At 63.5% G+C, this 14,240-nt stretch carries 2 protein-coding genes; both read right to left on the bottom strand.

Features of this window, described 5'->3' with window-relative positions; translation table 11 throughout:
- The coding region (locus ACIOMR_RS19615) for a condensation domain-containing protein (protein WP_401195899.1) at window positions 1-1,781 on the bottom strand (1,781 nt) is incomplete at its 3' end.
- A 2-nt stretch (window positions 1,782-1,783) separates the two neighbouring features.
- Window positions 1,784-14,152 (bottom strand): non-ribosomal peptide synthase/polyketide synthase, encoded by a 12,369-nt coding sequence (locus ACIOMR_RS19610; RefSeq protein WP_401195896.1) that lies wholly within the window; start codon window positions 14,150-14,152, stop codon window positions 1,784-1,786.
- Window positions 14,153-14,240: the final 88 nt, after the last annotated feature.

The following is a 14,240-nucleotide window of genomic DNA, read 5'->3' as shown; positions in this document are numbered from 1 at the left end:
CGGTCCTGCGGGTAGGTTGGGTCGAGCGGCACATAAGCGCCGCCGGCCTTGAGGATCGCCAGCAGGCCGACGATCATCTCGATACCCCGCTCCGCAGCCAGGCCCACCAGCACGTCCGGCCCCACGCCGTGAGCGATCAACTGATGCGCACGGCGGTTGGCCTGAGCATTCAGTTCAGCGTAGGTCAGCGTCTGGCCGTTGCAACGCAGGGCCACGGCGTCAGGCCGTTGACGGGCCTGCTCGGCGATCAGTTGATGGGCGCAGGTGTCGCTTGGGAAGCTGCGCGGGCCGGGGTTCCACTGGGCGATGTTGTGCTGTTGCTCGGTCGCGTCCAGCAGCGGCAATTCCCCGATGCGCCGTTGCGGATCGGCGACGATGCCTTGCAGCAAGTTCAGCCAGTGAGCGGCCAGGCGTTCGATGGTGCCAGTGTCGAATAAATCAGTGGCATAGGTGAATGTGGCGGCCAATGCGCCCTGGGTCTCGTGCGTGCCAAGGGTCAGATCGAATTGCGCCGTGTGCGAGCTCCAATCCAGGCTCTCGACATGCAAGCCTGGCAGTTGCAACGCTTGGGCGGCATCGCCGCTCTGGTGATTGAACATCACCTGGAACAACGGACTGTGACTCATGTGTCGGTCCGGTGCGAGGGCTTGCACCAATTGCTCGAACGGCAAATCCTGGTGAGCCTGGGCGCCCAACGAAGCCTGCTTGACCTGCGCCAGCAATTGATCGAAAGGCATTGCCCCCTGAATCCGCGCATCCAGCACCTGGGTATTGACGAAGAAACCAATCAGGCCTTCGGTTTCAAGACGGTTGCGGTTGGCCACCGGCACGCCCACGCGGATGTCCGACTGGCCGCTGTAACGGTGCAGCAATACCTGGAATGAGGCGAGCAACAGCATGAACAAGGTGCAGCCTTCGCGCTGGGCCACGCGCTTGAGGCGTTCGGTCAGCCCGGCATCGATGGCGAGGTCCAGCCGCGCACCGCGATAACTCTGCACCGCCGGACGGGCGCGGTCAGCAGGCAAAGGCAGCACTTCACCGCCATCACCCAGGCGTTCGGTCCAGTAACCCAATTGCCGCGCAAGCTCGCCGGCTTCCATCCATTTGCGCTGCCAGATCGCATAGTCGGCGTATTGAATCGGCAGCGCCTGCAGGTCCGGCGCCTGGCCGGTGCTGTGGGCAGCATAGAGTTTGACCAGGTCGTGAACCATGATCTGCGCCGATGCGCCGTCACAAATGATGTGGTGCTGGGTGAGCACCAGCACGTGGTCGTCCGGTGCCAGTTGCAACAGCTTGACCCGCAACAGCGGGCCCTGCTGCAAGTCGAACAGCGCAGTGATTTCAGTGTCAATCAACGCCTTGAGCGCTGCGGCGTCCGGCACCGCTTCCAGCACCACCGTCGTGACCGGCAGGCTCAGGCATGCGTGCGCAACCTGCAGCGGCCCTTCCGGCCCGTCGACAAACACCGTACGCAGCACCTCATGGCGCTCCAGCAATGCATCGAAGCTGCGCTGCAACGCCGGCACGTCCAGTGCACCGCGCAACCGCAGCGCCGTCGGCACATGGTAGGCCGCGCTGTGAGGGTCCAATTGCCAGAGGAACCACTGGCGCTCCTGGGCGTAGGACAGGCCGATATGCTCGAACTCGTCACGCATCGCCGGAATCGGCAACGCGGCAAAACTCATGTTTTTGCTGTGCAGCTTTTGCAGGAACGCTTGCCGTTGGGCGAGCGGCAAACGGATGAATCGCTGAACCAGAGACAGGTTATCGAGCTGAGTCATTTTCAAAGGGTCTCCAGGTCTGCCAGGAAATCATGCATCTCACTCAAGTCTTCGCTGGAGTGAGGTGTCAGGTGCACCGCCAGTTGCGCGGCGTACTCCGACAGCGATGGGGTTCGAAATAAAAGGTCCAGGGGCACGGCTGCGCCTTGCTCCATTTGCAGGCGGGCTGTCGCTTGGGTCGCCAGCAAGGAATGCCCGCCCAATTCAAAGAAGTTGTCGTCGCGCCCTACCCGCGCAAGCTTGAGCACCTCTTGCCAGATCTGTGCGACGCTCTGCTCAAGCGCCCCTTGCGGCGCCACATAGGCCCGCAGCAACTGATTGGCGTCGGGCAGCGGCAAGGCTTTGCGGTCCAGCTTGCCGTTGGGCGTCAGCGGGAAGCGCTCAAGCAGCATCCAGTGCGCCGGAATCATGTAGTCCGGCAGGTCGCAGGCGAGCCGCGCCTTCAGCTCGTCGCGCAGCGCCACCAACGACTGCGCCTCGGCCGCCTCAGTACCGGCCGCAATCAGGTAGGCCACCAACTGCGTGCCACCCGGCCCTTGCTGAGGCACCACCACCGCCTCGCGGATCGCGTCCTGCGCCAACAGGCACGCTTCGATCTCTCCCAACTCGATGCGAAAGCCACGAATTTTCACCTGGTGGTCTGCCCGGCCGATGTACTCGATCACACCGTCGACGCGATGTCGCGCAAGGTCACCGGTGCGGTACAGCCGTGTGCCATTACCAAATGGATCCGGCAGGAAGCGTTCGGCGGTGAGCGCCGGCCGCTCGTGGTACCCGCGCGCCAGGCCATCACCGCCAATCAGCAATTCACCGATCAACCCGACAGGGTTCGGCGCGAAGTGCTCGCCGACGATGTACAGCGAGGTGTTGGCAATCGGCCGGCCGAGGTAAGGCAAGCGCTTGTCTGTGGTCAGTGGATAAGCCGCCGACCAGATCGTGGTTTCCGTGGGCCCATAGAGGTTCCAGACCGGGCCTGCGACCGCCAGCAAGCGCTCGGCCAGGTCCTCGGCCAATGCCTCGCCGCCACACAGGCATGTGCGTCCGGCAAGACGCTCGGCCATGGGATGCTCAAGCAACATGCGCCACGTCGATGGCGTGGCCTGCACGATACTGACCTGCTGCTGTTCGATAATCCCCAGCAATGCTTCAGGGTCGTGGGCGCTCTGTTTGTCCACCAGCACCACGGCCGCACCGCTGAACAGCGCGCCGTACAGTTCCAGGCCGAAAATATCGAACGAGAAGGTGGTCAGCGACAGCAGGCGGTCACTTGCCTCGATGCCTGGTTCGCGGGCCATGCTGGCAACGAAATTCACCAGGGCACCATGGCGTACCATCACACCCTTGGGCTTGCCGGTAGAGCCCGAGGTATAAATGGCGTAGCACAGGTTATCGCCGTCCACCGACACCTGCGGATTGGCCGCCTGTTCAGGGCTGACCGATTCATCCATTGCACTCGCCAAGACGGTGTGCACCCCTGCCGGAATCGGCAACTGGCGCAGCAACGATGCCTGGGTCAGAAGCAACTGCAACCCACTGTCTTCAATCATGTGGGCCAGGCGATCCACCGGATAGTGCGGATCGAGCGGCACGTAGGCGCCACCGGCCTTGAGGATCGCCAGCAGCCCGACGATCATGTCCACCCCACGCTCAAGGGCGATACCCACCGGTTGGTCAGCGCCGACACCGAGTTCAATCAAACGATGTGCCAGGCGATTGGCCTGGGTATTGAGTTGAGCGTAGGTCAGCGCCTGATCAGCAAACAGCAGCGCCGTGGCATCCGGCGTCTGCCGTGCCCGCGCCTCAAACAGACGATGAATGCAGTGCTCGCCCGGGTAGACGCTTGCGGTGGCGTTCCAGTCCTGCAATTGCTGGCGGGTTTCACTCGGGTCCAACAGCGTGAGGTCACCCAGTGGGCGTGCGGCATCGCTGCTCATTTGCAGCAGAAGACGCTTGAGGTGCACGCCGATCTGCTCCACCGACACAGGTGTGAAGCTCGCACATTGATAGCTGAACTGCACGGTCAGCTCGGCGCCCAGGCCCACCAGCAGGGTCAGCGGGTAGTTGGTTTGCTCCAGATTGCCCACGGCACCAAAGCGCAGACCCTGAGGCGAACCTTTCTCCAGGGCTTCTGAAATCGGATAGTTCTCAAACACCAGGATGTTGTCGAACAGCGCTTCACCACCCTGCCCCGCCCAGCGCTGGATATCGAACAACGCGGTGTGCTCGAAGTCCCGCAACGCCAGGTTCTGCGCCTGGACGCTGTGCAGCCAATCCCCCAGGCTCTGCTCGGAGCGCGGGCTGGCAATGACCGGCAAGGTGTTGATGAACAGGCCAATCTGTTGCTCGACGCCTGCCAGGTCCGCCGGGCGCCCCGACACGGTTGCGCCGAATGCGACGCAGGACTTTGCGCTGTAACGCTGTAACAGCAACAGCCACGCAGCCTGGACCACAGTGTTGACGGTGACTTTCGCCTCTCGGGCAAAGTCGCCCAGACGGCGCGTTTGCTGCTCATCGAGGTGCAGGTGGTGGTGAGCGTAAAGGTGGGTGGCGATGGCCTGCGCCGGACGGGCAAACATCTGCGCCAGGCGAATCGGTTCATCCAGGGCGTGCAACTGCTCCTTCCAGAACGCTTCGCCGAGCGATGCGTCCTGCCGCTTCAGCCACGCGATGTAATCACGATACCGGCCAACGGGTCGTGCCACGGTTTCTGCGCTGTAGTGCTGTAACACTTCGCCGAGCAACTGCGCGCTGCTCCAGCCATCCATCAGGATGTGATGGTTGGTGTAGATCAGGTGATGACGATCAGTTGCCGTGCGTACCAGTACCAGGCGCATCAAGGGCGCGCAGTTCAGGTCCAGGCCTTGGGCGCGCTCTTCATCGGCAAGGGTTTGCAGTGCCGCATCCCGATCGGCGTGACCGCTCCAGTCGAGCACACGGAACGGCACCTGCACTTGACGCTGTACCACCTGCACCGGTTGTTCAAGATTGCCTTGCCAGATGAACCCGGTACGCAGGATGTCATGGGCATCCACCACGGCTTGCCAGGCCGCGCGGAAGCGTTGCGGATCGACGCCATCGATATCCAGGCGCATCTGGTTGATGTAATCGCCATTCCCCTGTTCGAGCAAGGTGTGGAACAGCATGCCCTGCTGCATCGGTGACAACGGGTAGATGTCGTCGATGCCTTGAGGTTCTAGCACCAGCGCATCGAGTTGGGCCTGAGACAGTTGCGCCAACGGGAAATCCGACGGCGTCACTCCCCGGTTGGCGTTGTCACAGCAATGGCCGATCAGCGCCGTCAGTTCTTGCACATAGTCGTCGGCCAGGCGCTGGATGGTCGCGGCATCGAACATCGCGCCGCTGTAGGTCCAGCTCAGGTCCAGTTCACCACCGAAGACTTTGCTGTTGAGCGCCAGCGGGTTGCCGAGCGGCCCCTGCAGGTTGACTTCTTCACCGCCGGATTCGCCGGTCGGCACAAACAGGGCGTCGGCGGCGGCATCGAAGCTGGCGTCGAACTGACCGAGATAGTTGAAGGTCAGGCACGGTAGAGGCAAGGCTTGCAGAGACTCCCGTGTCTGTTCATCGCCCAGGTACGCCAGTGCGCCGAAGCCGATGCCCCTATGCGGAATTGCCCGCAGCTGCTCCTTGATCTGCTTGAGCGACCCAGCGAGATCCGCAACCGGCGACAGCCGCGCCGGGAACACGCTGGTGAACCAGCCCACGGTACGGGTCAGGTCGATGTACTCGAACACGTCTTCGCGACCGTGCCCCTCAAGCAACACCAACGCATTGTCGTCACCGGTCCAGCGCGTTATCACCCGCGCCAGCGCGGTCAGCAATACATCGTTGACCTGGGTGCGATACGCCGCCGGCGCATCCTGCAACAGCTGGCGGGTCAGGGCCCGGTCCAGCTTGCTACGAAAGGTCAGGGCCTGATCATGTTGCTGCCCGCCGTTCGGACGGTCATACGGCAAGGCTGGCGAAGCGCCCTGCAACTGTTGTTGCCAGAAACCCAGCTCGGCCTGCAGCGCAGGGGTTGTGGCGTAGCCCTGCAATGCCGCCGCCCAGGCCTTGACCGCACTGGTCCTGGCCGGCAACTGCACACCTGCGCCTGAAAGGATTTGCCGGTAGGCGTTCTGCAGATCCTCGAACAGAATCCGCCACGACACGCCATCGACCACCAGGTGATGGATAATCAGCAACAGCCGTTGAGTGCCGTCCGCCAGGTTCGCCAGCACCGCGCGTATCAGCGAGCCACCGTTCAATTGCAGGCTGCGCTGGGCTTCGTCACCCAGAGCCTCAAGGGCTGCGAGGTCCGCGACCTCCACTGGCCACAGAAGCGTTTGATCCGTGTGCGCCGCGACGTCACGGTAGTGTGCCGACCAGCCGTCAGCCCGTTCGACGAAATCCAGGCGCAAGCTGTCGTGATGCGCCACCAAAGCCTCCAGCGCCTGCTCCAGTGCGTGTGCATCCAGTGCCTGCGCCGGCTTGAGCATCACCGACTGGTTCCAGTGGTGACGATCGGGTATTTCCTGAGCGAAGAATTGCTGATGAATCGGTAACAGCACCGTGGTGCCGGTTGCCGGTCGCTGATCGATCGACGACAGCGTCTCACCGGTCTGTGCGACCACGGCCAGCGCCTGGATGCTCTGGTGCTGGAACAGGTCTTTGGGGCTGAAGCGAATCCCCGCCTGCCGCGCACGGCTGACCACCTGGATCGAAATGATCGAATCGCCACCCAGTTCGAAGAAGTTGTCGCTGATGCCCACCTGCCCAAGCTTGAGCACGTCTTGCCAGATCGTCGCCAGTTGCTGCTCCAGCGCGTTGCGCGGAGCGACGTAGGCTTGTTGCAGTTGACTGACATCCGGTTTGGGCAGGTTCTTGCGATCCAGCTTGCCGTTCGGTGTCAGCGGCATGCGTTCCAGAGACAAGACATACGCCGGCACCATATGCGCCGGCAATGAAGCCTGGAGCTGCGCACGCAGGTCTTCGCTGAAACCGGCACGGGTTGAATCGCCGACAACGTAAGCCACCAGGCGCTTGCCGCTACCGGCGCTGCCTTCCTGGGCCACGACCACCGCTTCGCGCACACCCTGAAGGGCTTGCAGCGCCGCTTCGACCTCACCCAGCTCGATGCGGAAGCCGCGAATCTTCACCTGATTGTCGATACGATCCAGATAGTCGAACGTGCCGTCGGCGCGCTGGCGCACCAGGTCGCCTGTGCGGTAAAGCAGGCCGCCAGCGGCGCTGAACGGGTCAGCGACAAAACGCTCGGCGGTCAGCCCCGGTCGGTTGAGGTACCCACGGGCCAGGCCGGTGCCCCCCAGATACAGCTCACCGGCCATGCCTTGGGGCAACAGGTTCAGGTCGGTGTCGAGCACATAGGCGCTGCGGTCACCGATGCGGCTGCCGATCGGCGCGTAGGCAGCACCGCACGGCACCTCGCGACCGGCCTTCCAGATCAGCGGGGTGACCACGGTTTCGGTCGGGCCGTAGCCGTTGATGATGTAGTCCGGATCGAGCGCACGCTTGACCCGCTCGAAACTGGCGTTCGGCACCGCGTCACCGCCAAAGCAATAGATGCGCACCTTCGGTGGATTGCCGACGCGCTCGGCATGTTCGGCCAGTTGTTGCAGGTACACCGGCGGGAACGCGACCACGGTCACGCCGTGTTCGATCATGGCGTTGTAGGTCTGCTCCGGCGTCCACAGCGTGTCGTCGCGAATCAGCAGCGAAGCCCCGTGAGTCAGGCTGGTCAGCCAGCGCTCGTGGGCACCGTCGAAGGCGAACGACATGAAGTGGAACTCACAGTCGCTGTCGCGCATTTCATAGCGCTGGCCGATGGCCTGGCAATGCATGGCCAATGGACCGTGGGCAACGCTGACGCCTTTCGGATTGCCAGTGGAGCCGGAGGTGTAGATCACATACGCAAGGTTGTGCGGGTCGAGCTGCACCGAGGGTGCCTTGATCGACTGCTCACGCAGATCAAGACGGTCCAGCTCCAGCAAGGGTACCGATTCGGCAACCGGCAACTGCGCCGACACCGACGAATCGCTGATCAGCAGCGCCAGCCCCGAATCCTCGATCAGGTAGGCCAGGCGCTCGCGCGGGTAGAGGGTGTCCAGCGGCACATAAGCGCCGCCGGCCTTGAGCACCGCCAGCAACGCCACAATTACCGACTCGCTGCGCGGCAACGCCACACCCACACGGGTTTCAGCGCCAACGCCGCGGGCGATCAGCGCGTGGGCCAGTTGGTTGGCGCGCTGGTCGATTTCACCGTAGCTGAACTGCCGATCGTTGAAAATCACCGCTGTGCGTTGCGGGCGCTCGGCCGCCAGGGTGGCAATGCGCTGATGCACGCCGATGTCCACCGGGTACGGCTGTGGATGGTTCTGCGCTTGCTGGCGGGCCTGTTCGTCGCGGCTTGCCAGGGCGATTTCACCCAGGTTGCGTTCTGCCGACTCGGCAAACTGCTCAAGCAGTTGCAGCAAATGCGCACTGATGCCTTCGACCACCTCGCTCGCGAATTGGCCGCGGTCGAAGCTGTAATGCAACGCCAGCTGCCGGCCGAGGGTCACCGCCACGCTCAGCGCGTAGTGCGTCTGCTCCAGGTTGCCCACATCGCCGAACACCAGCCCCTGCCCGGCCTGGCTCAGCGCCTGGGCTACCGGATAGTTTTCGAACACCAGGATATTGTCGAACAGCGCTTCACCGCCCTGCCCGGCCCAACGTTGGATGTCCGCCAGCGGCGTGTGTTCGAAGTCACGCAGGCTGAGATTCTGCGCCTGCACCGTTTGCAACCATTGGCCGACGCTTTGATCGGGACGCGGTGCGCCGATCACCGGGAGGGTGTTGATGAACAGGCCGACCTGTTGCTCGATGCCGGGCAAGTCTGCCGGACGTCCAGCCACGGTCGCGCCGAACGCCACCGCTTCGTGCCCGGTATAGCGTTGCAGCAACAGCAGCCACGCGGCTTGCACGAGGGTGTTGACGGTGATTTTCTGCTGGCGGGCAAACGCTTCCAGCGCCTGGGTGCGTTGCTCGTCCAGCGTCAGGTAATGATCGTCGTGACCGCGATGGCGCTCGCCAGCGGTGGCCGCGCGGGCCAGCCGGGTCGGCGCTTGCAGCGCGGCCAGTTGTTCGCTCCAGAAGTCCTGGCTCAACTGGCCGTCCTGACGTTGCAGCCAGGCGATGTAGTCGCGATAACGGCCGCCGGCATTCGCCGGTGTGCGGCCGCTATAGCGCTGCAATACTTCGCCGAGCAACTGCGAGTTGCTCCAGCCGTCCATCAGGATGTGGTGATGGGTGTAAATCAGGTGCCATTGGTCACTGCCGGTCTGCACCAGTACCAGGCGCAGCAGGGGTGCACAGGGCAAGTCAAACCCTTGCGCTCGTTCGGCATCGGCCAGCGCCGCGAGGGCCGCCGGCTGATCGTCGCGGGCCCGCCAATCCAGGGTGGCGAACGGCAGTTGCACCTGCTTGTGCACGATCTGCAGCGGTTGCACCAGCTCGCCCTGCCAGACGAAACCGCTGCGCAGGATGTCTTGCGCATCGACGGTGGCCTGCCAAGCGGCGCGGAAACGCTCGGGATCCAGGCCCTGCACGTCGACGCGCAACTGGTTGATGTACTCACCCGCCGCCTGTTCGTACAGGGTATGGAACAGCAACCCTTGCTGCATGGGCGACAGCGGATAGAGATCGTCGAGCTGACCGGCCGGCACCGGCAGCGCATCCAGTTGCGCCTGGGTCACCCGCGCCAGCGGGAAGTCCGATGGCGTGGCTTGCGCGGCCGGCAAGGTGCAGCAGTGTTCGATCAGTGCATGCAGCTCGCTGGCATAGCGGTCCACCAGTTGCTGCACGGTCGCGCTGTCGAACATCTCGCGGCTGAAGCCCCAGCTCATCGACAGTTCGCCGCCATAGACCTGGCCTTCAACCGTCAGCCAGTTGGCCAATGGCGCCGCCAGGTCCTGTGCCACACCGCTGGTTTCGGCAGACGGCACAAACAAGGCCGCGTCGTCGAACTGACGGTCGAACTGGCCCAGGTAGTTGAAGGTGATCCGCGGTGGCGCCAGTGCCACCAGCTCGGCGCGTACTGCCGGGGACGCCAGATGACGCAGCACGCCATAGCCCAGGCCTTTGTCCGGCACCGCGCGCAGTTGCTCCTTGATCGACTTGATCGAACCGTCGAGGTCATCGCGGGCGGTGAGGTTGACGGCGAACAGGCTGGTGAACCAACCCACGGTGCGACTCAGGTCGATGTCATCGAACAGGTCTTCGCGGCCATGGCCTTCAAGCTCGATCAGCGTGCCTGCCTGACCGCTCCAGCGACTGATGGTGCGGGCCAACGCGGTGAGCAGCAGGTCATTGACCTGCGTGCGGTACGCGGCGGGCGCCTGTTGCAGCAACTGACGGGTCCGTGCGGCGTCGAGTCGCCACTCGATTTTTTCACCCTGCGCATTTTGCAGGCTGGCGTCAGGTCGGTCGCACGGCAGATCCTTCGCATCCTGATGCTGGGTTTTCCAGTACATCAGTTGTTCATCGAAGCGCTGCGCTTGCTGTTCGAGCCGCGCAGTCCAGTCCTGGAATGCACTGGTTTTCGGCGGCAGCTCAATGCCGCCGCCTGCCGCCAATTGTTCGTAAGCCTGCTGCAGATCTTCCAGTAATACGCGCCAGGACACACCGTCGACCACCAGGTGGTGAACGATCAGCGCCAGGCGCTGGCTGCCATCGGCCAGCGTGACCAGCAAGGCTCGCAACAGCGGGCCGTTTTGCAGGTCAAGGCTGCGCTGCGCCTCGTTGCACAAGGTATTCAGGTGTTCCGCCGACTCGGCATCGCGTAGCCACAGATCAGCGCTGGCCACTGGAGCATCGTGTTTTTGCTGCCAGCCCTCGGTGCTTTCGGTAAAACGCAGGCGCAAGGCATCGTGGTGATTGATGATGTGCGTCAGCGCTGTATCGAGCCACTGCGCATTCAAGGCCTCACGGGGAGTCAGCAGCAGCGATTGGTTCCAGTGTTCGCGCACCGGCATCCCGCGGCTGAAGAAATGCTGCTGGATCGGCCCGAGCACGGCATCACCGCTCACCGGCCCCTGATCCACCGCCGAGCGTTTATCGAGGGTGGCGACCAGTGCCAGGCTGCGCACGGTCTGGTACTGGAACAGGTCACGCGGGCTGACGCGGATGCCGGCCTGCCGCGCACGGCTGACCACCTGGATGGAGATGATCGAATCGCCGCCCAGCTCGAAGAAGTTGTCTTCGAGGCCGACGCGCTCAAGACCGAGCACATCCTCCCAGATCGCCGCCAGGGCTTTTTGCAATGCATCCTGTGGCGCCACGAACGCTTGCTGCGGCGCAGCGTCCGGCAACGGCAAGGCCTTGCGGTCGAGCTTGCCGTTGGCGGTCACCGGCAATTTCACCAGCGGCATCAGGTGGGTGGGCACCATGTATTCCGGCAGGCTGTTCAACAGCCACGCTTTCAACTCCGGTTGCCATGGGGTCATTGGCTCGTCGCCTTCCAGCACCAGGTACGCCACCAACTGTTTACCCCCCTGCACCAGCACCACGGCCTCGCGCACCAGCGGGTGTTGCATCAGGCGGGTCTCGATTTCACCCAGCTCGATACGCAGGCCGCGCAGCTTGACCTGATGATCGAGGCGGCCGAGGTATTCGATCACACCGTCGGCGCGCTGGCGCACCCGGTCGCCGGTCCGGTACAGCCGCGCACCGTCATTGAACGGGCACGGCACAAAACGCTCGGCGGTCAACGCCGGGCGCCGGTGGTAACTGCGGGCCAGCCCGGTGCCACCGAGGTAAAGCTCACCGCTGACACCTGCCGGCACAAGGTTGAGTTGCGCGTCGAGGATGTAGGTTCCCAGATTGGCAATGGGACGGCCGATGGGCACGCTGTCGGCACCTTCGTCGATGCAGGTCCAATAGGTGACGTCGATGGCCGCTTCAGTCGGGCCGTAGAGGTTGTACAACCCGGCGCCCGGAAGCTTGGCGAACACCTGCAACTGCGCATCCAGCGCCAGCGCTTCACCACTGCATACGATGCGCTTGAGGCTGGCGCAGGCCTGCACGCCCGGCTCGTGGATAAATGCCTGCAGCATCGACGGTACAAAGTGCAGCGTGGTGATAGCGTGCTCGCCAATGGTCTCGATCAGGCGAGCCGGCTCGCGATGCTCGCCGGGTGCTGCGACCACCAGCCGTGCGCCGCTCATCAATGGCCAGAAGAACTCCCACACCGACACGTCAAAGCTGAACGGGGTTTTCTGCAACACTGCGTCGCTGGCATCCAGGCCATAAGCCTGCTGCATCCAGCACAGGCGGTTGACCAGCGCACGATGGCTGTTGCCTGCGCCCTTGGGCTTGCCGGTGGAGCCGGAGGTGTAGATCACATAGGCGAGGTTCAGCGCGTGCACGTTGACGGCCAGAGGCTCGCAGCCGTAATCGTCGAGCCAGCCTTGTGCCTGGTCGAGTGCGATGACGTTGATGCCGTCGACCGGCAAGGTCGACAGCAGGCTCTGCTGGCTGAGCAGCAGCCCGATGCCGCTGTCTTCGATCATGTAAGCCAGGCGTTCGCGGGGGTATTCAGGGTCCAGCGGGACGTAGGCGCCGCCGGCCTTGAGAATCGCCAGCAGGCCGACCACCATTTCGATGGAGCGCTCGATGCAGATCCCCACCAGTACGTCCGGGCCAACACCCTGCTCGCGCAGGGCATGGGCCAACTGGTTGGCGCGCGCGTCGAGCTGCGCGTAGGTCAACTGCGTCGCGCCGAACACCAGGGCAACGGCGTGCGGAGTGCGTTGTACCTGGTCTTCGATCAGGTGGTGGATGCCACGTTCGGTCGGGTACGCCTCGGCCGTCTGGTTCCAGTCATGCACCAGCACGTGCTGCTCTGCGGCGGCGAGCATCGGCAGTTCACCGATGCGCTGGCTGCCATCGGCGACCATCGCCTGCAACAGGCTGAGCCAGTGCCGGGCCATGCGCTCGATGGTGGCGGCGTCGAACAGGTCATTGGCATAGGTCAGCGCGGCGTGCAGGGTGCCGGACTTCTCGTAGGTGTCCAGGCTCAGGTCAAACTGGGTGGTACGGCCTTGCCATTGCACCAGGGACAGTTCAAGCCCGGAGGCGGTGTTGACCGCGGCGATGTCCGCCACTTGCGGCTGATGGTTGTACATCACCTGGAACAGCGGCGTGTGGCTCAGGCTGCGCTCGACTTTCAAGGCTTCTACCAGGCGTTCGAACGGCAATTCCTGATGGGCCTGGGCGCCCAGCGCGTGTTCCTTGATGCCTTGCAGCAACTCGTCGACGCGGGTTTGCCCGGTCAGTTCGGTGCGCAACACCTGGGTATTGACGAAGAAACCGATCAGCCCTTCGACTTCGCTGCGGTTGCGGTTGGCAATCGGCACGCCAACCCGAATGTCGCCCTGCCCGGTGTAGCGATGCAGCAGCACGTTGAACGCGCCGAGCAGCAACATGAACAAGGTCACATTGTGTTTTTGCGCGCAACTGCGCAACTGCGCAGCCAGCGCCGGATCAATCGCAAAGTCATGCCGGGTGCCCTGGTAGCTGGGCATCGCCGGGCGTGGATGGTCGATGGGCAGTTCCAGTACCGGGTGCTCATCTCCCAGGCGTGCCTGCCAGTATTCCAGCTGACGAGCCTGCTCGCCGGCCTCCAGCCAGCGGCGCTGCCACAGGGCGTAGTCGCTGTACTGGATCGGCAGGGCCGGCAGTTGCGGCGGCTCGTTGCGCTCATGGGCGTCGTAGCAGCGAATGAACTCGTCGATCAGCACGTTCATCGACCAGCCGTCGGACACGATGTGGTGCAAGGTCAGCAGCAGCACGTGTTCCTGCTCGGCCAGCTTGAGCAATTGCACCCGCAGCAGCGGGCCGTTGGCCAGGTCGAAGGGCAACAGCGACTGACGGGTAGCGGCCTGCATCACCGCCTGCTCACGCTCGGCGGGTGCCAGGGCGCTGAAGTCCAACTGTTCGACAACCAGCGGCGACTGCGCGGCCACTTGCAACAGACGATCATCCGCCTGGCGCTGGAACACCGTGCGCAACGTCTCATGGCGGGCCACCAGGCTGGCGAACGCCTGCTCGATCGCCGGCAGGCTCAAGGCGCCCTTGAGCCGTACCGCGCCGGGCAGGTTATAGGCGCCACTGGCCGGATCCAGTTGCCACAGAAACCACATCCGCTGCTGCGCATAGGACAGCGCCTGCCGGTCCTCGGCCTCCACCCCTGCCGGGATCGGAAACCGGGAAAAATCCACCCCTTCCTTGTGTAGCGCCTGGAGGAACATCTGGCGTTTTTCCAGGGGCAACCCGATAAACCGGCGAGCAAGTTTCAAGGAGTCTTCAGCGTTCATTTCTTGGGATCCGGGGCAATAGGCAGGAAGCACAAAGGCACGTCGTCCCTATAAAACGAATCCGGAAGGGAAAAATTAGCGGGGGATT

This window comes from Pseudomonas sp. NPDC087814 (assembly GCF_044742865.1).
Taxonomy (GTDB): Bacteria; Pseudomonadota; Gammaproteobacteria; order Pseudomonadales; family Pseudomonadaceae; genus Aquipseudomonas.
The sequence above is the reverse complement of the archived record's forward strand: the minus strand, read 5'-3'. Positions and strand labels throughout refer to the sequence as shown.

Bases quoted from the DNA above. Each gene is read 5' to 3' on its own strand.
- ACIOMR_RS19610 (WP_401195896.1), bottom strand. From the start codon at position 14,152: ATGAACGCTGAAGACTCCTTGAAACTTGCTCGCCGGTTTATCGGGTTG.